The 23,634-nt window shown below is 68.0% G+C and carries 23 protein-coding genes and 5 pseudogenes; 12 read left to right on the top strand and 16 right to left on the bottom strand.

Translation table 11 applies throughout. From position 1 onward, the window contains the following. The first annotated feature begins 297 nt into the window (after positions 1-297). From ACXNSR_RS00140 to ACXNSR_RS00125, 4 genes and pseudogenes are all read left to right on the top strand, one after another. Positions 298-1,140 (top strand): MEDS domain-containing protein, encoded by an 843-nt coding sequence (locus ACXNSR_RS00140; RefSeq protein WP_458643509.1) that lies wholly within the window; start codon positions 298-300, stop codon positions 1,138-1,140. Then, positions 1,137-1,559 (top strand): ATP-binding protein, encoded by a 423-nt coding sequence (locus ACXNSR_RS00135; protein WP_458640065.1) that lies wholly within the window; start codon positions 1,137-1,139, stop codon positions 1,557-1,559. The genes ACXNSR_RS00140 and ACXNSR_RS00135 overlap by 4 nt, the downstream gene beginning before the upstream one ends. A gap of 468 nt (positions 1,560-2,027) precedes the next feature. Beyond that, positions 2,028-2,579, top strand: a complete 552-nt coding sequence (locus tag ACXNSR_RS00130) for a hypothetical protein (protein WP_458640064.1) — start codon at positions 2,028-2,030, stop codon at positions 2,577-2,579. A 470-nt stretch (positions 2,580-3,049) separates the two neighbouring features. Beyond that, positions 3,050-3,535, top strand: a pseudogene (locus ACXNSR_RS00125) (hypothetical protein). Between the two features lie 429 nt (positions 3,536-3,964). Here ACXNSR_RS00125 and ACXNSR_RS00120 read toward each other — a convergent pair. The 4 genes from ACXNSR_RS00120 to ACXNSR_RS00105 form a co-directional block, all read right to left on the bottom strand. Next, on the bottom strand, positions 3,965-4,429 hold the full coding sequence (locus ACXNSR_RS00120; protein ID WP_458640063.1) for an ATP-binding protein: 465 nt from the start codon (positions 4,427-4,429) through the stop codon (positions 3,965-3,967). Between the two features lie 65 nt (positions 4,430-4,494). Next, positions 4,495-5,436, bottom strand: coding sequence for an ornithine cyclodeaminase family protein (locus ACXNSR_RS00115; protein WP_458640062.1), 942 nt, complete (start codon positions 5,434-5,436; stop codon positions 4,495-4,497). After that, complete coding sequence (locus tag ACXNSR_RS00110; protein ID WP_458640061.1) at positions 5,433-6,566, bottom strand: aminotransferase class I/II-fold pyridoxal phosphate-dependent enzyme; 1,134 nt, start codon at positions 6,564-6,566, stop codon at positions 5,433-5,435. Before ACXNSR_RS00110 ends, ACXNSR_RS00115 begins: the two co-directional genes overlap by 4 nt. Positions 6,567-6,572: 6 nt before the next feature. Next, positions 6,573-7,217 carry a helix-turn-helix transcriptional regulator gene (locus tag ACXNSR_RS00105; protein WP_458640060.1) on the bottom strand — a complete coding sequence of 215 codons (645 nt, stop codon included), beginning with the start codon at positions 7,215-7,217 and terminating at the stop codon, positions 6,573-6,575. 227 nt (positions 7,218-7,444) lie between these two features. On the opposite strand from ACXNSR_RS00105, the gene ACXNSR_RS00100 reads away from it, so the two are divergent. Continuing rightward, entirely contained in the window at positions 7,445-7,894 is a 450-nt protein-coding gene (locus ACXNSR_RS00100) for a hypothetical protein (protein WP_458640059.1), read from the top strand. Positions 7,895-7,911: 17 nt separating this feature from the next. Here ACXNSR_RS00100 and ACXNSR_RS00095 read toward each other — a convergent pair whose 3' ends face one another. Beyond that, positions 7,912-8,421 (bottom strand): hypothetical protein, encoded by a 510-nt coding sequence (locus tag ACXNSR_RS00095; RefSeq protein WP_458640058.1) that lies wholly within the window; start codon positions 8,419-8,421, stop codon positions 7,912-7,914. A gap of 239 nt (positions 8,422-8,660) precedes the next feature. Here ACXNSR_RS00095 and ACXNSR_RS00090 point away from each other — a divergent pair. Continuing rightward, positions 8,661-9,000, top strand: a pseudogene (locus ACXNSR_RS00090) (IS110 family transposase); the annotation flags it as partial. 116 nt (positions 9,001-9,116) lie between these two features. After that, on the top strand, positions 9,117-10,016 hold the full coding sequence (locus ACXNSR_RS00085) for an aminoglycoside phosphotransferase family protein (RefSeq protein ID WP_458640057.1): 900 nt from the start codon (positions 9,117-9,119) through the stop codon (positions 10,014-10,016). 65 nt (positions 10,017-10,081) lie between these two features. Here the strand turns inward: ACXNSR_RS00085 and ACXNSR_RS00080 are convergent, their stop codons facing one another. Further along, a complete protein-coding gene (locus ACXNSR_RS00080; protein ID WP_458640056.1) occupies positions 10,082-10,849 on the bottom strand; it encodes a transposase in 768 nt (255 codons plus the stop codon). A 7-nt stretch (positions 10,850-10,856) separates the two neighbouring features. Next, positions 10,857-11,195: a hypothetical protein gene (locus tag ACXNSR_RS00075; RefSeq protein WP_385363849.1), complete on the bottom strand. Its 339-nt coding sequence runs from the start codon at positions 11,193-11,195 to the stop codon at positions 10,857-10,859. Positions 11,196-12,438: 1,243 nt separating this feature from the next. Here ACXNSR_RS00075 and ACXNSR_RS00070 point away from each other — a divergent pair. Together ACXNSR_RS00070 and ACXNSR_RS00065 are read left to right on the top strand one after the other, a co-directional pair. Then, complete coding sequence (locus ACXNSR_RS00070; protein WP_458640055.1) at positions 12,439-13,398, top strand: trypsin-like serine peptidase; 960 nt, start codon at positions 12,439-12,441, stop codon at positions 13,396-13,398. Positions 13,399-13,463: 65 nt separating this feature from the next. Next, complete coding sequence (locus tag ACXNSR_RS00065) at positions 13,464-13,682, top strand: hypothetical protein (RefSeq protein ID WP_458640054.1); 219 nt, start codon at positions 13,464-13,466, stop codon at positions 13,680-13,682. 258 nt (positions 13,683-13,940) lie between these two features. Here the strand turns inward: ACXNSR_RS00065 and ACXNSR_RS00060 are convergent. The 3 genes and pseudogenes from ACXNSR_RS00060 to ACXNSR_RS00050 all read right to left on the bottom strand — a co-directional run. After that, positions 13,941-14,144 (bottom strand): annotated as a pseudogene (locus ACXNSR_RS00060) (hypothetical protein); the annotation flags it as partial. Positions 14,145-14,192: 48 nt separating this feature from the next. Next, positions 14,193-15,086 (bottom strand): IS982 family transposase, encoded by an 894-nt coding sequence (locus tag ACXNSR_RS00055; protein WP_458640053.1) that lies wholly within the window; start codon positions 15,084-15,086, stop codon positions 14,193-14,195. Between the two features lie 182 nt (positions 15,087-15,268). After that, a complete protein-coding gene (locus ACXNSR_RS00050; protein ID WP_458640052.1) occupies positions 15,269-16,684 on the bottom strand; it encodes a S1 family peptidase in 1,416 nt (471 codons plus the stop codon). 199 nt (positions 16,685-16,883) lie between these two features. Here ACXNSR_RS00050 and ACXNSR_RS00045 point away from each other — a divergent pair. Then, positions 16,884-17,722, top strand: a protein-coding gene (locus ACXNSR_RS00045) for an IS5 family transposase (RefSeq protein WP_458640051.1) whose coding sequence is annotated in 2 segments (ribosomal slippage) — positions 16,884-17,247 and positions 17,247-17,722 — 840 coding nt in all. Because the reading frame shifts where the segments join, the coding sequence is not laid out codon by codon here. Here the strand turns inward: ACXNSR_RS00045 and ACXNSR_RS00040 are convergent. Then, positions 17,719-18,054 (bottom strand): hypothetical protein, encoded by a 336-nt coding sequence (locus ACXNSR_RS00040; protein WP_362832581.1) that lies wholly within the window; start codon positions 18,052-18,054, stop codon positions 17,719-17,721. The genes ACXNSR_RS00045 and ACXNSR_RS00040 overlap by 4 nt on opposite strands. A 294-nt stretch (positions 18,055-18,348) precedes the next feature. On the opposite strand from ACXNSR_RS00040, the pseudogene ACXNSR_RS00035 reads away from it, so the two are divergent. Then, positions 18,349-18,801, top strand: a pseudogene (locus ACXNSR_RS00035) (GntR family transcriptional regulator); the annotation flags it as partial. A gap of 368 nt (positions 18,802-19,169) precedes the next feature. On the opposite strand, the gene ACXNSR_RS00030 reads toward ACXNSR_RS00035, so the two are convergent. Then, complete coding sequence (locus tag ACXNSR_RS00030; protein ID WP_458640050.1) at positions 19,170-19,514, bottom strand: putative quinol monooxygenase; 345 nt, start codon at positions 19,512-19,514, stop codon at positions 19,170-19,172. 92 nt (positions 19,515-19,606) lie between these two features. On the opposite strand from ACXNSR_RS00030, the gene ACXNSR_RS00025 reads away from it, so the two are divergent. Then, the gene (locus ACXNSR_RS00025; protein ID WP_458640049.1) at positions 19,607-19,933 is read left to right on the top strand and encodes an ArsR/SmtB family transcription factor; all 327 of its coding nucleotides are present in this window, start codon (positions 19,607-19,609) and stop codon (positions 19,931-19,933) included. A gap of 40 nt (positions 19,934-19,973) precedes the next feature. Here ACXNSR_RS00025 and ACXNSR_RS00020 read toward each other — a convergent pair. The 4 genes and pseudogenes from ACXNSR_RS00020 to ACXNSR_RS00005 form a co-directional block, all read right to left on the bottom strand. Continuing rightward, positions 19,974-20,402 (bottom strand): annotated as a pseudogene (locus ACXNSR_RS00020) (helix-turn-helix domain-containing protein); the annotation flags it as partial. A gap of 51 nt (positions 20,403-20,453) precedes the next feature. Beyond that, positions 20,454-21,179 (bottom strand): hypothetical protein, encoded by a 726-nt coding sequence (locus ACXNSR_RS00015; protein WP_458640048.1) that lies wholly within the window; start codon positions 21,177-21,179, stop codon positions 20,454-20,456. Positions 21,180-21,373: 194 nt separating this feature from the next. Next, the gene (locus ACXNSR_RS00010; RefSeq protein WP_458640047.1) at positions 21,374-21,523 is read right to left on the bottom strand and encodes a hypothetical protein; all 150 of its coding nucleotides are present in this window, start codon (positions 21,521-21,523) and stop codon (positions 21,374-21,376) included. Between the two features lie 642 nt (positions 21,524-22,165). Further along, positions 22,166-22,477, bottom strand: coding sequence for a hypothetical protein (locus ACXNSR_RS00005; protein WP_458640046.1), 312 nt, complete (start codon positions 22,475-22,477; stop codon positions 22,166-22,168). Positions 22,478-23,634 lie beyond the last annotated feature (1,157 nt).

Below are 23,634 nucleotides of genomic sequence, written 5' to 3'. Positions count from 1 at the left end.
ACAGACCGGGAGCCGGATCGCGCGGACAGGGCGGGCTTGTGACTTGCCGCGGGGGCTCCCGGCCGGCGCTTCTGCGGCGCTCGCGGGCGAGGGCGGCGCTTTTGCGTCGGGATCAGGTGTTTCTTTGTCGGCTTCGGTCGGTTGCGGTCCTGTCGCCTCTCCCGGGGAAACCGGGCTATACCGTCACTGCCCATCTAGAAGCTGTGCCGGCTCTTCATCGAGCCGGTGACGCCCGATCGGGCGGAGGGGGTGGCTGTGGCCGTTGAAGTGGATGCTCACACTCTGGCTGTGGAGCAGATGCGGCTGGGGGATCATGCTTTTGCGCATTACGCGGACGATGCGACGCGCTGGGGTGTGCTGGGAGTCTTCGCGCAGCTCGGATTGGCGCGTGGTGAGAAGATCATCGTGCTGGCCGATCCTGCTGTGCCGGACGATCAAGTGTTCCAGCAGCTCTTTCCTCACGCGGAGTTGTACGAAGCGGCGCGGGAACGCGGGCAGCTGGAGTTCACGAGCATGCGCGAGCTGATCCACCCCCAACGACGTTTCACCGCGGAGAGACAGATGGGGCGCCTGCGGGAAGAGACCGAGCAGGCGATCGCCGAGGGATTTGCCGGGCTGCGGTCGATCATCGACATGGCCTGGGTCCAGGACCTGGCGATGGACATCGAGGGCGTGATGCACCGCGAGACCCATGCGGAATCCCTCTTCGAGGACCGCCTCTACGCCGAGATCTGCACCTACGACCGCCGTCGCTTCACACCTGAGACGGTGGAGGCCATGCGCGTGGGGCACCCCGTCGCCCTGCTGGAGCAGCCGGGACAACTGGGCGCTTCCCATCTCAACCACGGGCTCCGACTGGTCGGGGAAGCGGACTGGGCAACCCGTAAGCAGTGGAGCGTAGCTTTCCGGACCGCACTCGCCCGCTCCGGCTTTGACCAGACGCTGATGATCGACCTCACGCCCGTGACCTTCCTCTCTGTCACCTGCGCGGCCGAGGTACTCCGACAGGTCCAACAGTGCGGCCGGCGGGAGCGTGTGGAGGTTCACTGTTCCCCGTTCCATGCGCAGCTGCTCCGTCGCCTCGGAGCCGCTCAGGTGGAGGCCGTGGTCCTGATCGAGAGTGAAGGAGCTGCGCGATGACCGCACAGACGATCTCGGCGCAGGAAGAGGGAGAACTGCTTCTGGAATCGCGCTTCTGCGCCGCGGACCTGGCGAGGATGCGGATCCAGGTCGACCTGCACACGTCACGGACCACCCTCGCCGAGCCGCGCCGCGCCGAGTTCGTCCTGGCCGTCCACGAGGTGATGTGCAACGCCGTACGACATGGTGGAGGTGAGGGAACTCTCAGGCTCTTCCGAACTGCGAACAGCCTGTGCTGCCAGGTCAACGACAAGGGTCCCGGTTTCGACGAGAACATGATCCCACTTGCACTGCCCTCATTGGACGATCCTGGCAGTCGCGGGCTGTGGCTGGTCCGCGAGCTGACCGACCGAATGGACATCGCGCGATGCGCTGTCGGTGCCAGCATCACCTTCGCGATGGGCTTCGACACTGCCTGAGCACTGAGTGGGGGGCTTGGGCAAGCCTGGTGGGAGCGTGTGCACGCCGCCCTCGTCGGCACGGCCATCGTCGGGGCCGGCCGTGTGGACGGGCAGGCGGGGCGGTGTGCATACCGGCGGGGTGTTCAGCATTTCCGAGGCTCGGGCCGACTGAACGATCGGCTCCGGGCGGGCGCGGGCGATCTCAGGGGCAAGTGGCTGCGCGATCAATTCATAGACGGTCACAGGGCAATGCAGGCGGAGGCCACTGACACAGCCGCGAACACGCCCGACACGCCACGGTGCTCTCGTTTCTCGGCCAATTTCGTCGGCCCGCCAGCCGGCAACCGTGCTCCGAGCTCGTCAACAAACGCGCTCAGCTCTTACCTGCGCAGCCGCGGCTATCTGAGGCGATAGAGTCCGAGCTCAGAAAGTGTCGACCCTGCGCCCGCGGGGGATGCTCCGGGAAGAGGTGTTTGGTGAAGAAGTATGAGTGAGAATCCAAGTGGTGAGCTCCTTCGTCCCTTCTTGCACCAGTTGATGGGTGGTGTGCGGAGGTCTCGGCCCGCTGGACCGGATGCCTGGCAGGAGATCGATGCCGCAGCTGGCGCGCCGACTCCTGCGGATTTCCGCGCCTTCGTGGATTGCTACGGAGGGGCCATTCTCCTCGATCACCTATTCATTCCGCATCCTGATGACGGAAGTCGGTTGGCTGAATTCATCGAAGAGGAGCGACGGTATTTCCTTAGTGGATTGGAATTCTTGGATGACATTCCCCCGCGTGTCGTCGAGCATCGGGATCGAATGATTCCCTGGGCGTATCATAACTGGGATGGTGATGTTTGCCTGCTCGTCCCTTCGGAGGATCTGCAGGACTGGGATGTTGCAGTGTCCTACCGTCAATGTCCTGAGATTGAGATATTCGATGGCGGATTTACAGGATTTCTTGCCGGTGTCCTGAAGAAGAGGAACGTTCCCCGCGGTTGGCCGATTTGGGAAGAGGTTTGGAAAGAACTGCGTGACGGGCCTCTCGGGCTCTAGGTTCATCGCCAATTGAGCGGGTGTGCGTGGCATAGTGTCCGCCGGATGCCGACTCCTGGTGCCTGCGGAAGCGGGCGGCGGCGGCGTGCGGGGCGCCCCTCCTTGTCGGGAGGCGGCCCGCACTACTGGGCTCACACTCTGGCGTCCGGGACCCGAACCGTCGGTCCACCGCCACGCCACGGGATGAGCGGGCGGACGTTGTCCGGCTTCAAGCCGACGCGCACCGCACCATCGCCGGGGGGAATCAGGCCGGCACCCGCGCTCCGGCCGGCGGCTGCAGCAGCGTCGTGCGCTCCCGCCGCGGGCAGGCCGACGCCCGCCTGCTCCCGGAGGACCTGATGCTCGCCTCCCGTCAGTCCAGCCTGTTCCGGCCGGGGCGGGATGATGGAAGTGTCGAAGGGGGGCGCCCCTGTCTCTTGGCCGAGGGAAACGGGGCTGTGTCGGGGCGTGGAGCCGGGCAGCATGGGGGTGTGGCTGATCTGCTGTGGGATGACGTGAGCTGTTTCTTCGATCCGGATCTCGTGGGGTCACTGCCGGATGTCCGTGTGCCGGGTGCCTCGGTGGGGGACTGGTAGGCGGTCCTCGATCTTGTTGAGGCGGGGGGCTGGAGCTGTCAGTACTCGGAGGGCGAGACCGTGCTGCCGGTGCCCCGGGCGGAGAGTGTGCTGTCCCGGCCGGTTGACGCTGAGTGTGCGGACCTGCGGGTCTGGCCGGTTGCCGATGTTCTGGCGATCTTCCGTTTCCGTGACGACGGGGTCATCGATTTCGACGTTGACCTGTGGGGGTTGCAGGGTCAGGAGCGGCTCGATGTGTTCTGCGGCTTCTTGTGGGAGATCGGGCGATGCTTGGGCAAGCCGGTCCTGATGGATCCGGAGGGCGGCTACGGCCGTCCGGTGCTCGGTTTCGGTGTCGAGGCCGACCGAGTCGTACTCATGGCTGAGCCGCTGGTCATGTGACCGCGGACGTCGGCCGGGATTCGTGGCGGCCGCGGTCCGGAAGAGGGCGGATCGCCGGACGTGGAACGGGTCGGCGCAGCACGGGTCCCGGGCAGCCCCCGGGGCGGTGCTGTGCGGCGTTGGCCTTCCTGATCGTGGACGCTCCGGTCGACTGCTGCGCCGGAACCGTCAGGGCCTGTGCCATGCCGTTCCACGGTGGCCGGTAGCACCCGTCGCAGGAGGAGCCGATGAGCGGCCAGCCCGACCACACACCCGCCCTCGCCGTCCCGTTCGCGCCCGCTCCCGGCGCGCCGGCCGAACTCCTCGCCCGGCTCCGCGCGGACCGGCGCGCCGAGCAGTGAGTGCCGGCCTTCGAGCGGGACTGGGCGAAGGCGCTGGAGGACGCCCGTCACGCCTTCAGCCGAGCAGCGGCCGGCCCGCGTTCAGTTTTCACTTGGCTGCCGGAAGGATTGCCCAGTAGGTGACTGTGTGAGCGAGGATGCGGGTGCCGTGGGCGCTGGCGAGCAGGGTGATGATGGCCACGCCGCGGCCGTGTTCTTCGGGTGCGCAGCTCGTGGTCCAGGTGCCCTCGTTGTCGGTGGGGCCGCCGTCGTCGACTTCGATGCGCAGGGTGCCGTCGTGTTCGGTCTGCTGCAGATGGAGGGTGACTGGTGGCAGGGCGTGTTCGAGGGCGTTGGTGACGAGTTCGGAGACGACGAGCAGTGCATGGTCAATGGTGTCGTCGTCCACGTTCCATGCGTGGAGGACGGTGCTGGCGATGCGGCGGGCGGTGCTGGCTGACTCGGGGCAGTGCGGCAGCCACCGGGTGCAGTGTGTCTTGGCCCGTGTGCGGGTTATGGGCTGTGGGGGCACGGTGGGGGAGGGGGCTGCTTCGGTGTGGGGGGTGGCGTCCATGGCAGGGTCCTGCCGGTCGGGTGTGAGAGGTGTGGGCGGATCCCGACTTGTGCAGATCTGGGCGGTTACCGCAGGAGCTGGTCGAGGACGGCGGAGGCGAGTGCCGCGTCGAGCGCGCCCACCCCGGTGAGGTCGGCGACCGTGATTGCTGTTTCGCGGCGGTCCGGGTGCGCTTTGAGGAGTTCGCCCGCCGGGATGTCGCTGTCCTGGGCGGTGGCTCCGGCGCGGACGGCATGGCCGAAGTCTCCGTGGTCGATGCACTGGGCGTGGTCGTCCGTCGCGATGATCTGTGCGCGGCGGAAGAGTGCGGGCGGGAGCTCGTTCTTGTGGGGCATGTCCGTTCCGATGCCCGTCACGTGTGCGCCTTCGCGTACGTGGGTGGCGTCCAGCACGGGGGTGGTGGCCGCGGTCGTAGTGATGATCATGTCTGCGCCGGCGGCGTCCTGAGCGGCAGCGGGCCGGGCGTTCAGCCCGTGTGCGCGGAGCTGGGTACACAGGGCGTCGGCTCTGTTCAGGGTGCGGCCGTGGACGAGTACGGCGCTGACGGTGCGGAGTTCGGCCAGCCAGGTGGCCTGGAGCAGGGCTTGTTCGCCGGTGCCGAAGACGGCCAGGGTCGAGGCGTCGGGGCGGGACATGGCGTGGGTGATCAGCGCGCCCGCTGCCGCGGTGCGCCAGGCCGTGAGCCGGCCGCGGTCGTCGAGGACCGCGCGCATTTGTCCGGTGCGGGCGCTGACGACACAGACCAGGCCGTGGTTGGAGGGGACGCCGAGGGCGGAGTTGCTGTAGAAGCCGGTCGCGATCTTGACGGTGAAGTTGGCGGCGCCGGTGATCCAGCCGGCTTTCACGTGGCAGTCGCCGTCGGCTTCGGGGAATGCCATGTGCAGCGGGGCCGGTACTGTGGTGCGGCCTTCGGCGTGGGCGATCAGTCCGTCCTGGACGGTGTCCAGGACCAGCCGTGAGGTGACCGTCCGTTCGATGGCGACCAGGCCGAAGACGGGGAGGGTCACCGGCGGGCTCGCATCCACGAGGCGAAGGCGGCCAGGCCTTCTTCCGGGTTGCGTCGGCCGATCCCGATACGGAACCGGTCGGCGGGGGTGGCGGTGAGTTCCGAGTGGTAGATGCTTGCGGGCAGCAGCAGTACTCCGGCTTCCTCCACGAGGCGGGTGCAGAACTCCTCCACCCCGTCGGCGCCGAGATAGCGGGGATAGGCAACGCATCCGCCGTCCGGCGCCCGCCACTCGAAGTCGTCCGCGAACTCGGCGAAGAACGCCTCGAACGCGGGCAGGTTGGCCGCGATCCGTCCCCGGTTGCGGTCCAGGAGCGTGGTGCGGGCCTTCAGCGCGATGCGGGCCAGGACCTCGCTGGGCGCGGAGTTGCAGATGGTCGTGTAGTGCTTGGCGCGTTCCAGACGTGAGCGCAGCCCGCGGTCGCGGCAGGTGATCCAGCCGATCCGGAGTCCGGGCAGCCCCAGGGACTTGGAGGTCACGTTCAGGGAGAGGGCGCGTTCGGAGAGGTCGGCGGCCTGCGGCAGGATACGGGCCGGGTCGTGCTCGAGACCTCGGTAGACCTCGTCGCTGAACAGGTGGATGTCCCGCTCGTCGCACATCCGGGCCAGCACGGCGAAGTCGTCCGCATCGATGACCTTGCCGGTGGGATTGTTGGGGAAGTTCACCGAGACGACCCGGGTGTTCGGCCGTATCGCCGCCGCCACCTCGTCGAGATCCAGGGCCCAGTCCCGGTCCGGGTCCAGGGCCACCCCGGTCACCTCGCACAGCGCCAGCGGCACAGTCTCGGCGGCCTGGTAGTTCGGGGTCACCACCACCGCATGGTCGCCCGCGCCGAGCAGGACGTTCATCGCCAGGTAGAGGGCTTCCTCGGCACCCGCGAAACAGATGACATCGTCGGCACTGGCGCGCTCGTACGTCTGCGCGATCACTTCCCGCAGTGCCGGGTCGCCGAACGTCTCGGTGTAACCCAGGGACAGGTTCTCGAAGGCGTCCCGGTCCTTGTCATCGGCCAGGGCGAGGAGCTCGCCGAGCGTCATCGTCTGCACGTCGGAGGCGGTCAGGTGATGGCGGGCGGTGAACTCCCACCGCGAGAAGTACGTCTCCAGGCGGAAATCGGGCAGACGGGTCATGGTGCATCAGTCCTTTGCGCTGGGTGCTCTGAGCTCGGCCAGCAGGCCGTAGACGGTGGACCGGGACACCCGCAGCGCCCCGGCGACGACCGGGGCTGCGCGGCGCACCGCGAACACCCGGGCCTCGTCGAGGCGGCCGAGGACGGCCAGGCGGTCCTGGCGGGTCATGCGTTCGACGGGGCGGCCCGTCTCCCGGACGTAGGAGCCGATCACGTGCTGGATGCGCTCGGACCAGTCCTCTTCGAACAGCGGCTCGGGGCGCTGCACGACCGGCGCGCCGAAGGCGGACAGGACCGCCGCGGCCTGTTCCAGCGGAGTGCGGTCGAGATTGATGCACAGGACCACCGAAGGCCGGTCTTGAGCATCGCGCAGAACCGCGCTGACCGAAGACAGGCGACGGCCGTCCACCAGCATCTTCTCGTACGGTCCGTACACGTCCTGAGCCGACTGGGCGAGCACGTCCAGCTCGCCGAGCAGCGAGGGATCTCCCGGGCGGCGGGTGGTCATCGGGTTCCAGATCCCCAGTACCCGGTCGGTTTCCGGATCGTGCAGGACCACCTCGGCGTACGGGCCGAGCAGCAGGGCGACGGCCTTGCACACCGGTCCCCACATCCGAAGACGAGGGTCGCGGACCGCTTCTGTTCCACTCATGGCTGTACTGTACGTCCAGTCTGGACATACTGTCCAGAGCTCGCGTGGTCGGCCTGAAAGCGGATCCCGTCGAAGCGGACCTCCGATGGCGCGGCGGGTGAACGGCCGGTGCCCGGAGATGCCCCGAGCCCCAGGCCGTCGACTGCGCTGTTCCGGGGCACCGGGTCCGAGGTCCGTGACGTCCTTGCCGTGCCCCCGGAACCGTTCGAGGGGGACCGGGGGGATAGATGCCGGGGCAGTGCCTGCCGGTCCCGGAAGCGATCGCCGAGTACCCCGACGGCCTCGGCCTCGGCCCGGAGCTCCGACTGGCGGTGCGCGACGCCGGCAGATGGCGAGCGGCCGGCGTCGGCCTGGACGCCGGATGCGCGTACCGCCCGCGGGGCTTCGGCGGCGCGGTGCCGGCCAGCGCCCGTGACTGGAAGGCCGGCGGCCGGCCCCCGCGGGGTCGCTCCGACCCGTACCCCCGGTCCTGCGCCATCTGTGAAACCCGGATGGTCCCCCTGCTGGCTATCGCCCCCTACGGATGGGGCAACGGCACGTGCGGCTGGGTCCCGTGCGAAGACCAGGCCTCGGAGTGGACCCAGCCGGCCGGTGTCGAAGTCGGCAGCACGGACAACATGCAGATCTACGTCTGCCCAGCATCCCCGGAACACCCGCACACCGACCTGATCCAGTGAGCCGCACTCCCGAGTCCTTAGCCGGCGTCGAAGTAGACCTGCGTAGTGCCGTCACCTCTCTGACGTGCTGTCAGGGCGATGTCCGTGGCGCCCCTGTTGGAGCGGTCCATGCGGTCTCGCATCACGCCCACGCAGAGGTCGGCTTCGCAGGGGCCGAGGAGGAAGGGATTCTTGTCCGGCGGTCTCCGGTCGGGGAAGGACTCGGCCACCCAGGAGTCGAGGTCGGCCTGGGGCATGCGGAAGGTGGCCTGGAAATTTGCGTCCATTATTCCCTGCGACCGGCACCGCAGGTGCGTCGCTCCATCGGGGATTCGCGCCGGCAGGTAGGCGAAGGCGTCCTTGCAGGGCACCCCGTAGTCATCCTGGAACACAGCCAGGAATACCCCTCCGACGGCCCAGACGATGGGCAGGGACAGCCACGCGACCCACAGGAAGAGTCCCCCCACGAAGACCAGGACGGCGTTCTCCGCCACCCTGAAGGCTCGGGTGCGCAGCGGCACCAGCAGACGCTTCTCCGACGTACTCACGTGCCCCCCGGCCGTTATTTCTTGAACGTGTTCAGTGTGCAGCTTATCGGATGTCGGCCCTGTGCAGGTCAGTTGGAGTGCGGGGGTGGTTCGTGTTTTGGAACTGGTGCACGACGGGGGCGACCGCGTTCCGATCGCAAGAAGCATCGTGGCTGACCCCGTGCTGCGGCACTTCTTGCGTTATCGGCGCTCTGTGAAGTCTCAGCGGCCGCCCGCTGCGGACTCCGCCGAGTTATGGCAGGAGCCGGTTCGCCACGGCCGAAGGATTGAAGGCGTACGTCGGCTCGGCTCCGATCACGAGGGCCTCGGTAGACGCCGCTAACGTCGGGCGCCGGTTCGTCAAGGGGAACCGGCGCCACGTCGGCCACCTGTGGGCCTTCGCCTCTCTCACGTTCATTGGGCGCAGACACCCACTGCCGGCGCCGCCGGGCCGGAGGGGACGGGTGTGTGCAGGCTCTACGGCACCTGTTCAACCGCATGCTGGGGCAGCTGCATCACTGCCTGCTCGCCCGCCTTGCTCCCGACGAAGCCATTCGTCTTCCTTCAGGGGCTGCGATGCCCCAGTCGGCCAGTTCATAAAACCCAGGGCATGAGCGGTCGCGCCGGTGGGAAATCCGGTCGACAGGCGACCTGCGACGCACTGTGATGGCCTCAACTGCCTGCCGCACGGCGCGGGCCGACTCCAGGAGCTGCTCTTGCCAACCGAGAGAATCGCAGACGTCCGTCCCGCGATTGATGCCGCGCTGGTCAGGCGCCTGGTCGATACGCAGTTCCCGCAGTGGGCCGAGTTGCCCCTGGAGTTGCTCGACCCGGCTGGCTCGGACCACGTGATCTACCGGTTGGGCGAGGCGCTGTCCGTCCGGCTGCCCCGCCATGCCGACGCCATCGGGCAGGCCCGGAAGGAGGCCGAGTGGCTACCGCGGCTCGCTCCGCACCTGCCACTGGCCGTCCCCGTGCCAGTGGGGGTGGGGGAGCCCGACTTCGGTTATCCGTGGCCATGGGCGGTCTCGCGCTGGCTGGATGGCGAGGTGGCGACGGTCGAGGCATTGGCCGATTCGTCCGAGGCCGCCGTCGAATTGGCCGGGTTCCTGACCGCTCTCCAAGGGTTCGAGCCCGGGGAGATCCCGGCCCAGGGCGCCCGCGGGGACCTCACCGTCCGGCCGCTGGTCGCACGGGACCGGGCGACGCGGGCTGCCATCGCAGAGGTTGACGGTGCGTTCGACGCTGCGGCCATGACCGAGCTGTGGGAGGCGGCGCTGAGAGCCCCCGATTGGGACGGCCCGCCGGTCTGGTTCCACGGCGACTTCCACAACGGCAACTTGCTGACCGTCGATGGCCGCCTTAGCGCGGTCATCGACTTCGGCGGGCTTGGCATCGGCGACCCTGCCTGTGACCTGATGATCGCCTTCACCCTGATGTCGGCCGGGAGCCGGGCCGCTTTCCGCGCCGCGCTCGGCGTTGACGACGCCACCTGGGTCCGGGGCCGCGGCTGGGCTCTGGCGACCGCCCTGAACGCCTACACCTACTACGCCGCCGTCAACCCCCGGGTCGCCGCGCAGACCACCCGTCAGATCACTGAGGCTCTCATCGGCTAAGGGCTGTCCCGTAATCGATCTTTGAGCGTTGGGGGCAGGGTCGGATGATCGCCGGTTGCGCTCGGCTACGCTGCCTGGAAGAGGTTGTGCAGGCGGGCGACGCCGAGCATGGCGTGGTGGACGCCGTCGCCCTTTAGGCGGCAGTCGCGAAGGATCTTCCAGGTCTTCATCCGGGCGAAGACATGCTCGACGCGGGCGCGAACCCGCTTGTGCTCGCGGTTGTGCTCGGCCTGCCACTCGGTGAGGTCGCCGCCCTTGGGTCGCCGATGCGGCATCACCAGGCCGGTGCCCGGGTAGCCGCCGTCAGCGATCGTGGTGGTCTTCCCGACGGCGGCTGCGGCGCCCGACTCGGCCCATGCTTTGCAGTCGTTGCGGTTGCCCGGGACGGGTTTGCCGACCGCGACGACCAGGCGGGTGTGGGCATCGATGACGACCTGGTGGTTGGTGGAGTACCTGTAGTTCTTGGACTGCGCGGCGATGGTGTGGTCGCGGGTGGGGACCAGAGTGCCGTCCACGATCAGCACAGCGTCCTTACGAAACCGACGGCGGGGCCTGAGCGCGAGCAGCGGGCCGATGTGGTCGATGATCCGGTCGGCCGCCGACTTGTACACACCGAACAGCGGGGCGAGCTGCCGTAGCGTCAGGTTGGTTCGCCAGTAGGCAGCGACCAGAAGCACCCGGTCCTCCAGCGGCAGGCTCCACGGCCGGCCCGGCCGCACCGTGTCGGCGCCCTCGCGGCGCATGGCCGTCACCAGATTTCGGAAGTCCCGCACGCGCAGACCGGTGAACGGGGCTATCCAGGAAGGCTCCGACGCCGTGATCACACCAGCCATGCCAAGATCATTCCACTGCTTCAAGCTTCTGCTGCGCGTAGGCAGCCCGGCAGCGTTCTACCTGCTCGGTGACCTGCTCCATGAACCAGCGCATGATCTCGTAGGGGATGACGTGCTCGTCATGGCTGTGGATGTGGACGGTCGGCTCCAGTGTCGGATCCTCGTCGGGGACGAACGCCGCGAGGAAGGCCACCCCGGGTCGGTGACTCATGGTGTTCGGGATCTCGGCCCACGCGGCCGGCGCGGGTACGGCCTCGCTCAGCTCTATGGTCCAGGCGTCGTCGGGCCCGGCGTAGAGGGACCGGATGGCGTAGTGACGGCCCGCGTGCTCTCGCAACTCTGACATGTCCGCAGGCTGCCACAGCTGCCCGTCCGGAGTCCCGCCGATATCCGGAGTCTCGGCTACGTGACTCAACCAGCCTTTACGGGACAGCCCTTAGGCAACCGGGACAAGGGCGCACCGCTTTATGGGGTGCGCGGGTCGTGCCGTGTATGCCTGGTGTGTGGGTGCCGGGTCCGGGAGAGCACTGCGGACCCACCCCGGACGGACCGGCGAAGACCGTCAAGGCCATGGCGATCGTGATCCTCATCGCCGTCCTGTCCGGGACGCTCGGTGCCCTCCTCGCCTTCGTAGTCACCCGTCACCTCGACGCGACCGCGCTCGTTGCGATGGGCTCGGCCGACGTCACCTTCCTGGCGTCTTCGCGCGGTGAAGTGCATCGAGGAGAAGCTCAATCCCCTGTAGCGAGGGGGCGGGGCGGCCCGGATCGCGGACGTGCAGGGAGGCGGGGAATCCGTTCAGGAGTCCCCTCTCGGGGAAACGGTCTGTTCTTTGCAAGGAATGATCCGTGCTCATTCGATGCCCTGGCGGTTCGATGCTCAGATATCTGGAGGGGCAGGAGTTCCCAGAAACTCAGGCGAACCACCTGCCGCCACCCCAGGGAAGGCGGCAGGTGCGGAGAAGGCGCCCCGGATCCCGGCGCGGCCAGGGTCAGGGAGTTCCACCCGCAGGACAGACTGGCCGACGCCTGAGGCCGCCAGGATCAGTCGGCACGCCATCGCCTGCGGGATGGCGTGGTGGCTGATCTGTTGAGGGCCGGGGCGGAACTGCGGGCGGCGTGCTGTAGCCACGCGGTTCGGGGCCGATCAGCCGAGGCTGGTACCCGGGCACGCAGGGTGCGCCACCATGTCGGCCATATCCAACACCCCGTGGCAGCCGCCGGCGCAAGCGCTCCGCGTGCAAAGGGAGGAACGCGCAGAAGGGCCGGTACGGGATCCCGTCACTGCCGCGCCGGGACGGAAAGCGGTGCCCGCGACCGCTTCCGTCCCGCCGTGGCGGCCTCACCGCCCTGGGGTCCGGAGCGGCTCCGTCCAGGCGCCGTTCGGGACAAGATGCGAGCGGAATAGGACACACCGCACCAGCCATCGGCGATGAACGCAGTCCCGGATGTTCCAGTGGCTGCATGCGAATTCCCTTGCGAATCAAGGTAGTTGCGGCACTCACGTTCTCTCTCGCGACGATCGCGGCTGGCAGCGCCGCGCAAGCATCCCCGTCGGCCCCCTCAAGCCCGTCCCTCCCTGGCGTCGCCGTGGAGCGCTCCACCGCGAAGCCGGGCGAGGCGAAGGCGTTCTGGACTCCGAAGCGCATCCGGGAGGTCATGTCCCGTCCCGCGGACATGGGCGCTCCCCAGCCGGCCGACCTCGCCCCGCAGGCCGCCAAGAAGCCGATCGGCCCGGACGTCTCCATCTCGGGCGACTCCGCCCTCCCCGTAGGACCGGCCCGGCAGACAGGCTTCGGGCCGTCGGCGGTGACGGACGCATCGCGATCCCTGACGTCCCCCGCCCCCGGACAGTGGCCGTGGCAGGCCACCGGATTTCTGCTCTACGAGCACGCCAACGGGGGGACCTACCGGTGCACGGCTGCCGTCATCAACCACAACAACAAGGCGACGCTCTGGACGGCCGCGCACTGCGTGCACACCGGCAAGACCGGGAACGGCTACCACAAGCAGATGGTTTTCGTCCCTGGCTACGACGGCACGAACATCCCGTTCGGTGTCTGGGAGAAGGCCGCCTCGTACGTGCCCACGTCCTGGATCAAGGACACTGACGTGCGGTACTCCGACATGGCGGCCATCACCCTCAAGCCGGCCGACAACGGCGCGAGGATCCAGAACGTCGTCGGGGCGTACGGCTATGAGTTCCGTAGCAACTCGCCCGAGAACTCGTTCGTCTTCGCCATCGGCTATCCGGCCAACGGTTACAACCGGCCTGACTCGGACTTTGCCGACGACAAGATGCGGTACTGCACCGGCCCCACGGTCGACGCGTCCAACTTCAACCCGCTCGATCAGCGCTTGCAGATGAACTGCGACATGGGCGGCGGAGCGTCCGGCGGCCCCATGGTGAAGAACTTCACGGGCAACGCTCAGATCGTCGGGGTGAACAGCCACCGCTACACGAACAACAGCGGCGGCTGGCTGGACAACCGGATGTTCTCTTCGGAGCACGGATCGCAGGCTGTGGCCGTCTACAACGCCGTACGGTAGACAAGCCGCCGCCCGGGGCCGCCCGAGCGGCCCTGGCCGGGACCCGCCCGAAACCGGAGACCCTCATGGCATTGAGCAAGCGGACCCGCGTCCTGGCAACCACGTTCGTCCTGGTCGCGGCAGGCGTCGCCGCCGCCACAGCGATGGCCGAGCCGCCCAGCCCCACCGTCGAGCGCCATGAGGCTCCCCCCGCCCCTGGAGACATGACGGCCGAAGAGCTGGAGACCGCCTTCCGCAACGGCGATCACGGGCAGCCCGGCGGCCCGATGCACCTCACACCCTAGCCGCACCGAAACGTTGGCGGCCCTCGCGCGTCATCTGCGCGGAGGCCGCCATCCTGCTGATGACGTCCGGATACCCGCCTCTGCCCGAGCCGTTCGCCGAAGTGCTCGGGGAGGCGGCGCAGACAGCGGTGATGGCCTACCGCCTGGTGGTGGCCATCTCCGACGAGTTCCGCCGCGCCGCCCAGAAACGCCTTACCGGCCGGGAGGAGGAACTCGGCAATGACGCCGAGGCAATGGCCCCGGGCTGGCCGGCCGACCATGCCCTCGGACGCTCCCGGGGCGGACCGACCACAAAGATCCACCTCGCCGCCGACAGCCGCTGCCGGCTGCTCGCGTTCGTCGGACGGTGGGCCAGGGGCCGAACTCGGCAGACTCCTCCCGCCGCTGGGCACTGGACCGTAACCGCCCGATCGCACCCTCGAACTGCTCCCGCAACCACTCCGGGTACAGGTACGGCTCGATGAAGTTCCACTGGGCATGGGTGCCCTAGACGAGTAAGTCCGAAGCTCGTCAGTGGTCGTAGGCGATGAGTGACCTGGTCAACGGTGTTCCGTTGGCCCGGTTGTGCCAGATTGCCGCGGTCAGGGCAAGGATCCGTTGCCCGACGCGGGCCAGGACTCCGGCTGGGGTCCTGGCTCCGTGGCGTTCGAGGTCGAGCTGGCCTTTGAGGGTGTCGTTGACCGACTCGATCAGTTGCCGGATCGGCTTGAGCAGGTGCTCGCCCGGCCGTGGCCGGCGGTTGCGGTAGCTGGGCCGCAGCAGCGCCAAGCCGTAGCCGGCCATGAAGGTGTCGAGGTGCTTGGAGACGTAGCCCTTGTCGCCGATGACCGTCTGCCCTGGGTGGGCGGGCAGCAAGCCGGGGTCGCCCGTGAGCATGTCGGCCAGCACTTCGCGTTCGTCCACTTTCGGGTTGGCCAGGGCCCAGGCGACCGGCAGCCCGCCCGGTGTGCAGAGCAGGTGCAGACGTAGCCCCCAGAAGAACCGGGAGTGCGAGGGGCAGTAGGAATAGGCGGCCCAGCCGGCCAGGTCTGAGCGTTTGACCGTCGGGCGTGAGCGAGCGCATTCCACGGGGGTGGAGTCCACGATCCACACGTCGTCGTGCCACAGGTCGGTGTCCCGGGCCAGCGTGCGGATGAACCGGCTGATCAGCGTGTTCGCGGCCCGTAGCCGCTTGTTGTAGCCGGACTGCCCGGGCAGGTAGGGGAACTCGGCGGCCAGGTGGCAGCGGGCGAACCGCAGCCAGCGCGCCTCGGAGACGAAACCGAGCACGGCCTGCATCACCGCAAGCGTCAACAGTTCGGCATCCGTCAGTTTCGGTGGACGGCCCGACCGCCGCGTTCCTGCCAGAGAGTCATCGATCCTCACGTACAGTGCTGTCGCGAGGGTCTCCAGGTTTGTCGTCACAAACGAACCAACGAGACCCTCGTTTCATGCACTCGAAGACTTCGGACTTACTCGTCTAGATCAAGCGCCTCCTGAGAAGCCGCTGCGGCCTTGGCCCTGCCCGCGCTGCCACGAGCGCAGGCCCGGTGCGGCCGACTGTGGAAGCCTTGGCCGCACCAGGCCTGCGTCACAGCGTAGGGCGGCTACCAGCGCCCGATGACGGGGGTGTCGGTGGGGTCGCCGAACCGGACGCTGTAGATCACCGTGTCGGAGTCCTTGGCGGCGCCGTAGAAGCCGGATTCCGCCGGGCGGTAGATACCGATCTTGTCGCTACCGTCGCCGTTCCAGTCGCCCTTGATCGGGACGTCGCCCGGGTTCCCGAACGTCACCTTGTGATCGACAGGGGCGGAGGTCTGTGAATCGGTGAGGTAGAAGGTCGTGTCCGAGGAGCGGTAGACACCGACCGTGTCCTTGCCGTCGCCGTTCCAGTCACCCACCATCGGGGTGTCGCCCTCGATCCCCATCCTGACAGCGTGGGCGGCCGAGACGTTGTCGTCGGACAGGTAGAACGCCTGGTCCGACGGGCGGTACACGCCGATGGTGTCGACGCCGTCACCGTCCCAGTCGCCGACCAGCGGCACGTCACCGGGGTTGCCGAACTTTCGCGACACGGCGACCGACGAGTTGTCGTTGGACAGGTAGAAGGCCTGCTCGCTGGGCCGGTACACGCCGAACGTGTCCTTTCCGTCCCGGTTCCAGTCACCTGTCAACGGCACGTCGTCCTGAACACCGAAGAACGCCTTCCCCAACAGCGTCCCGCTCCGGTCCGCCGTGTAGAACGCCGCATCAGCCGGACGGTGCACACCAACCGCCGCAGGAGTCTTGGTGTGGTCGTCGATCCACTTGCCGAGGTCGTCGGTGCGGACGGAGATGGCACCGGTGCGGGTTTCGGCAGCGTCGGCACCGAGGCAGCCCCCTTGCCAGGAGCGGCTGTTGATACCGATGAGCTCGCCGGTGGCGTTGAGGAGGGGGCCGCCGGTGTCGCCCTTGCAGATGGCGTCGGTGCCCTTGCCGGTGATGCTGACGGTGGTGGCGCTCACGGAGTTGGTGGTGAACGTGCCGGTGTGGAGCTTGTCGGGCACCCATTCGGTCTTGGTCCGTCCGAAGCCGACCGCGGTCACGGTGGCGCCGGCTGCGGGAGCGGTGGTGGCGCGCTTCACGGGGGCGATGTCGGTGACGGGGGTCGCGAGGCGGGCCAGGACCAGGTCGCGGTCAGTGGCGCTCGCTGAGACCTCCATGACCTCACGGGTCCGCCCGTTGCTGAGCGTGGCGGTGGTCTTCAGAGCGGGCTTCCCCGTCGGGACGTGGTCGCCGGGCTTGACAGCGAGGCAGCTGGCGGCCGTCAGGACCCAGCGCGGGTTGATCAGGACGGCGGTGCAGGCGCGGCTGCTGGCATCGTCGCCGATATCCAGCCTGACAGCGGAGGCGTGCAGGCCGGCCGCCGCCTCGGGGCCGGAGACGGCCTGGGCGGTGCCCGCGGGAACGAGGCCCGCGGCAATCGCGGTGGTGGTGACGAGTAACCCCGATATGCGGGCGGTGCGCGGACGGAGTGCAGACATGTGCGATTTCCTTCAGGAGCAGGGTTCGGTGAGTGAACGTGCCGGAGTTCGGTCGTGCGTGCGCGGGACCGGCGGTCGCTAAAAGATCATGATATGCCCGCAGTGGGACGGCAGAAGGAAGGGGTCGTGTGCCTCGTACACACGCGCTTAGAACTCCTAACGAAATGATCTTCAAGGTGGTTGGATCACTCCGCAACTGATGATCCGGGGGTGCGGGGTGGTACGGCCGAAGCCGTGGGAAGTCGACGACGAACTGTGGGCGGTGGTCGAGCCGCTGTTGCCGAAGGTCGAGCGTCGGGCCCGGCATCCTGGACGCAAGCGTCACCCTGACCGGCTGGTGTTCCAGGGGATCCTGTTCGTTCTGCACACCGGGATCGCCTGGGAACACCTGCCGCAGGAACTCGGCTTCGGTTCGGGCATGACCTGCTGGCGCCGCCTGGCCGAGTGGACCGAAGCCGGTGTGTGGCCCCGGCTGCACAAGGTGCTCCTTGCCAAGTTGCGCGGTGTGAACGCTCTGGACTTCTCTCTGGCGGCGGTCGACGGCTCTCACATACGGGCGTTAAAGGGGGCTCCAAGACAGGACGAAGCCCTGTTGACCGGGGCAGGACGGGCAGCAAACATCACCTGATCACCGACGCCACCGGCATTCCGCTCGCCGCCACTTTGACCGGCGGTAACCGCAACGACGTCACCCAGCTGATTCCGCTCCTTGAGGCCGTGCCGCCGGTGCGGGGCAAGCGCGGCCGGCCCCGGCGCCGCCCGGACGTGGTGCTGGCCGACCGTGGCTACGATCACGACAAGTACCGCCGCCTGGTCTGGGGCCTTGGAGTGAAACCGCTGATTGCCCGCCGCGGTACCCAGCACGGCTCCGGCCTCGGCACCCAGCGGTGGGTCGTGGAACGCGCGTTCGCCCACCTGCACTGGTTCCGCCGGCTGCGGATCCGCTGGGAGATCCGCGACGACATCCATGAAGCCTTCCTCAGCCTCGCCTGCAGTCTCATCTGCTGGCGACGATTGAGGAGGCTGCCGACGTCCTAGCTCTCGCTGCCTGAGGAACCCCGAAAGCCACGATCTTCAACAACCGGGAAGGCCCGCTCGGCGCCCGCAGCCCAGGCATCGATCTGCGCATGGGACGACCTGATGGCGTTGATCAGTTCCTCCACCACGTCAAGCTTCGGCGGGTGGACGTTCAGCCTCAGATCCTCCATCGACACCTCTTGGTACGGCATGCTCAGCTGCCACCAGAACCGCATGAGGTAGCGACACTCCTGCGGGTCACGGTCGTCTGCCAGGCGATCATGAACGACCGCCCGGACACGCCGTCTCTGTTCGTCGTCACGGAAACCGTTGCTGAGGTCAGTCAGGGTCACGCTCGGACAGTAGCAACCACATGCATCACCCATCAGTGGGCCCGTGAAGACGCCAAGCGGGTCATTCCGTTAGGAGTTCTTAGAGCCACCGGCCCAGGGCGGCGAACTACCATCCGATCTACGTGCTCTCGTCTAGGGGTGTGCCCGTCCCGAGGGGGGCGTCGAGCACATCAGCGTTCACGGTCACGCGCCTTCGGAACCGGTGCTGGGCCTCTTCCTCCTGGCCGACTCGCCGGCCCGGGCGGAAACGAACGCGGCAGCCGTCTGCACCCGGCTGCCGGAGAGCCGCCCCGACCGTCGTTCTCGGACCGCCGCTGGCAGGAGATCGCGGAAGCCCGCCGGACCGTCGAACCGGTCGTGCTGCGCATGTCCATCGAACGCGGCGACGTCGACTGGGAGGCCCGCGTGCGGGCCGCCCACCATCGTCTGGCGCGGACTCCGGCGTACGTGACGCAGGAGAGCGAGTACTACACGAGCGCCTGGGCCGAGGCTCACAGGGCCTTCCACCGCACCCTGCTGGAGGGGTGTGGCAACAGCGCGCTGCTGGAGACCTTCGACCGGTTGTGGACCGCGAGTGAGCTGGCCCGCCGTTGGTCGGCGCACCGCAACCCCGGCCGGGACGGCGCCGGGGAACACCGCAGGCTGGAGGAGGCGGCGCTGGCCCGCGACGCCGACACTGCAACCGCGCTCCTGGTCCGGCACCTCACCTTGACCGCGGCCGCTCTGACCGGCGATTCGGGCCCCTGAGGAGGATCGGGTCCTGCCGGCGCCGTCGCTCGGGGATGAGCCGGGACAGCGGATTGTCCGGGGACCGGACGGTGCATGCCTCGATCACCTTGAGCGAGTCGCTGTCGCTCCCCCTGAGGACGGCGAGGTCATGGGGATTGTTCTGTACGCGATTTCCGGTGACCAGGATGTGGCGCCGACAGCTCAGCACGGCGGCCCTTGTCACCGATGTCCGGGCCAAGGCGGTTCGACGCGGCGCACGGCTGCTGCGGACGCACTGCTGGGTAGGCGAGGGCAGCGGGCCTTCCGGCGCGTCCGGCCCGATCTGTGCCCACGTTCGGCGGGAGGAGCCGGGTAGGTCGGTCGTGAGGTTCAAGGTCGACGCGGCGTCACTGGGGTGCCAGAAGCTGTACTCCACTTCGGCGGGTCGACCGGTAGGGGCTGTGCATGGTGAGAAACCGGACGTCGAGGTCGGTTTCCAAGTAGTCCATGCGCCGCTCCCAGAACGCTTGCATGTGAGGGAGGGCCAGGTGGGCGTCGAGATCGGCCTGGGAGCGCCAGGCCTCGTAGAAAACGAAGACTCGGGGGTCGTTGCGATCTTCGTGGAAGTGATATTCGAGGCAGCCGGACTCCTGCCGGGTCGGCTCGACGAACGAGAGTAGGAGCTGCTTCAACTCCTCGGCGCGTTCCGGCTTGGGATGGGCGGTGCCGACGAGTGCGAAGGGCTGGGGCATGAAGGATTCTCTCCTTGATAGGTACGGTGTATCTCGTACCTTCTGGACGTTACCGAACTTGTAGGTACGATGCAATCCGTACCTAAGGGGAGATGTTTCAAATGCCTTACGGTGAAGGCCAGTCGAGCGTCGAAGAGATCGAGTTCGGCCCGGTACTCGCCGCTCTAGCAGATCCGCTGCGGTGCCGAGTGGGGAATGAGCTGGAAGCCGAACCCGACGGCGCGGCGCGGACGTGCAGCTCTTTCGGTCTACCGGTCTCCAAGGCGACCGTTACCCACCACTTTCGTGCACTGCGCGAGGCTGGGTTGATCTGGCAGGTCGACCGGGGCGACAGGCGGATGGCCGGCTTGCGACGGGCCGACATTGGGCAGCGGTTTCCTGGGCTGCCGGGTACTGTGGCAGCCGAGCCGGAGGCGTGAGCCCAGGGCATGACAGTTCCATCCGCACCAGCACCCGACTCATGACCTGGTGGTGGGTGGAGTACCGGTAGATCTCGGACTGTGCGGCAATGGTGTGGTCGCGGGTGGGCACCAGGGTGCCGTCAACGATGAGCACGGTGTCCTTGGCGAACCGCTTGCGGGGCCGGATCGCGAGCATCGGCCCGAGTTGATCGATGATGCGGGCCGATGCTGACTTCGACACCCCGAACGGCGATGCGAGCTGTTGCATCGTCAGGTTGGTGCGCCAGTACGCCGCGACCAGCAGCGCCCGGTCCTCCAACGGGAAGCTCCATGGACGACCCCGGCGGACAGCGTCCGCGTCTTTGTGCCGCGGCACCGTCACAAGCTTGCCGAACCGCTACGGGATCAGGCGGGAGAACGTGCCTGTCCAGGACGACTCCGACGCCGTGATCACGCCACCAACAGCCTGATCATTCCACGCACGCACGCACGACCGGTTGCGACGCGTGTTGATTGTCTCTGCACTCCTCGACCGCGGCTAGGGAGCCAGTGCCCTGCCAACCCGGGCCAGACGTGAGGCCGGCCAGGCAAAACTGTTGGTGGGGTTGCGGAAGGAGTAGCCACCATCGTTGACCGGGTAGCCGCCCTCGGCTGTTGCCCAGCGCGTCGGGCCGCACGGGCCCTGATCCCCAAGGAGTGCCGCGGCAAGCCGTTCTGGCGCCTCGATGCGGGTGCGGGCGCGCAACGCCGCGGCCAGGCGTTCAACAGCGCCGTCGGGCACGTTGTCGTCGCCGAATGCGGGTAGCAGAAGCAGCAGCCGGGCGTGGGGATCGGTGGTGCTGCCGCCGGGCAGGGCGTTGTCCGCTGCGGCGGTCAGCTCGGCCCAGGACAGGCCAGGGCCCATGAAGTGGCCTTCGTCCTGTGCCAGACGCTCGGCCGCATCCCAGTCAGGGTGGTGCAGTAGGTAGTCGATGCCTTCGTCCTCCTCGAAGGCGCGATACACCACGTACAGGTGGTGGTTGCCGTGCAGTGGCACCGTGAAGACGGGCCAGGTTTCGCCTGCCAGCAGTTGGGACTGCAGGTCTCCGGCGGCCTGCTCGTCGGTGTCTCGTACGAGGTCCTCGGCCTCCTCGCTTTCGGAGTAGTAGTTGTGCAGGTGGCCCACCCAGAACAGGTGCTCGTCCAGAAGGTCGGGCTGGTGGCGGAAGGGACCGCCGTCATAGCCGGGGATCCGAGCCGGAGGTGTCTGCAGGCTGTTTGTCACAGGGGCCATCATGTCCCGAGCTGCCTTGCAAAGCGTCAGCTGGGGCACCTGAGGCTTTGCGGGACAGCCCTTGGGTGCATATTCAGGTATCGGCTGAGGAGTTCGGCCATGGCCTCTCGGCTGTCTGCAGGTCGGCGGTCTGCATAGGCGGAGAGGGTTCCGTCGCGGATGAAACGGTCGAGCAGCGCGGAGAGCTACCGGGCGAGGTCAGGGGAGGGCGGGAATCGGTTGCAGCCCTCCCCGACCTCGATCGTTGGCTCGGGGTTCGAGTCGGCGCCGGCGCGCAGGGCCCCGAGAGCGGTGATGCAGTCGGCCAGCGCGGGCCTGGAGATGGTGTCGGGCACGGGTGGCACTGGTGCGCCATCGGCCGGGGCGCTGCCGGGCTTCCGCGGTGCGGCCCTGTGTGACGTTACCGGATCGGCAGCGTCCCGGGGGCGGCTGGCTGCAACGGTGGCACCTCGTGCAGCACCGGTAGACGGCGGTTCGGCAACGGCCTGGGGCCAGGGGGATGCCCGCGGCCGTGCCGAGGTTGGGCATGTCGGTTTGCTGGTTGCGCCTCACCCGGATCGCGTCGATGTCGGTACGCCGGGCATGGGGACGTACCGAAGGGTCCGTGGCGCGTAGAGGGCCGGGACGGGTCCGTGTCGGCGCTCCCGGAAGCCGTCGGACCTCGGTTACAAAGCCCGTTATCAACGGCCTCGCTTCGTGTGCATTATCTGAGATCAGCCGTCTTGACGGCACCCGGAATTGTCTGCAGCCAGGTGCTGTCCGCGCGGCTGTGGGCATGTGGAGGGACTGCGTGCACCGGCCGGTGCGGGATGTGCGGCACGACTATGTATGGGGGGAACAAGTTCCAGCGAAATTCGAAGGGTTGTCGGCCGGTCGGATGCCGTCTGGAACCGTCTGTCCCTGCCCCATGCCGCGGACGGAAGATGAGGACATGCTGAGCTTGCCGTTTGGCCTCGGTGAGCGTGGGGCCTGCGGGTTTATGGATTGTCGGGGCAGGGAGCCGGGATCCAGGTCGCGGCGAGGTCGCGGCAGACGACGGTGAGGGAGCCGTTCCAGAACGCGATCTCGTGGCTGCAGCCGTTCTGGTGGGGCAGGATCTCGTCGAGGATGACCGTCCCGACGGTCGTCCGGTCGTTGTCCTCGATGCTTCCGCCGTCGAAGCTGGAGACACCTGTGTAGCGGATGAACAGGTCTTCGTCGTGCTTCCAGCAGTTGTGCCGGAACCGGATCTCCATCCGCTGGTCGTCAGCTCCGACGCCGCGGATGTGCTGGACCTCCAGATCCTTCACACACCGCTTGCTGGAGAAGTCGTAGTGCTCTGGAGCAGTGGCGAATTCCCGGGCTCCGGGTGGCAGATCGTCAGCCAGCGACGGCAGGTGCTCCAGGTATCGAGCAGGGGAAAGGACGCCTGACAGGTTGCCGACTTGTGCACTCAGATTTGTGCGGTCGGGTGCAGCACTCGCCGGACGTCGTGGCGGATGGCGGGCCGTCGGTTGTTCGAGCCCTGGGGACAGCCGGGGCTGGGCTTGGTGGGATTTTCGGTGCACCGGCCGGTGTGTCCGCCTTCGCCCTCGGGTTTCTGGACCCGGGACGGTCCCGGGCAGGGGTTGGCCTGTTCGGTTGCGCCGACCGCTCCCATGGTCGGCGTAGGTCCTGAGCGGGTGTGCGGGCGAGACGGGGCTGAGTGTGTGCGGCCGGGCTGAGTCAGGTGCGGCGGTCTGCGGCCGCCGAGTTCCGCAGCTTCGGCTCGGTCCGGCCGGGGGTCTGCTTGAGGAGCCGGAAGGTGTGCTCCCGTTCGAAGCGGTGGAGGAATGCCTGCCGGCACAGGTCGACGCGGGTGGGGCCAGCGCTCGTTCCCGGCCAGCGCACAGCCAGGCGGGCTTGTGCACTCGGCTGCTGGGTTGTTTCGTGACCGTCAGCCGGTTCGGGGTGCCTTTGGTGACGGGGAACGGTCCGTGATGGTCGAACTATGCAGCCCACCGGGTGAGCCGGGGGTGCTGTCGATGCCGTGCCTGCGCGGTGCCGTATCGGCCGGTGCCGGTGTCGGTCACCGCGGTGGCCTCGCTGCTGGTCTCGGGGTGGCCGGAGACGAGCTCGCCGCCGCGTTTGGGCGGGCGGCCGCCTTGTGGCGGGCGGATCCGCGGCACTGGGACGGGTTTGCGCATCACTCCTTCCGGGCGGAGCCGACCCAGGGCTCGACTGGAAGATCGATCAAGAGGGTGGGCGGTTCGGGGTGCGTGGCGGCCGGAGTCGAGGATGGCCAGGGCATGAGGATCGCTCTGTTGCCGCTGGGCTGGCAGCCGGGAGGCGTTCACCCGACGCGACATTGCCATGGCGTGGAGTGGTTGGTGTGGTGTGCGGTGGGACGCCAGGGCGTGGGTGGCGGGGTGGCGGGTGGTTGCGGTGGGTGTGTGGCTGGTGGCGGTGGGTGGGGTTGGGGTGTGTT

This window comes from Streptomyces sp. NC-S4, assembly GCF_054353315.1.
The sequence above is the reverse complement of the archived record's forward strand: the minus strand, read 5'-3'. Positions and strand labels throughout refer to the sequence as shown.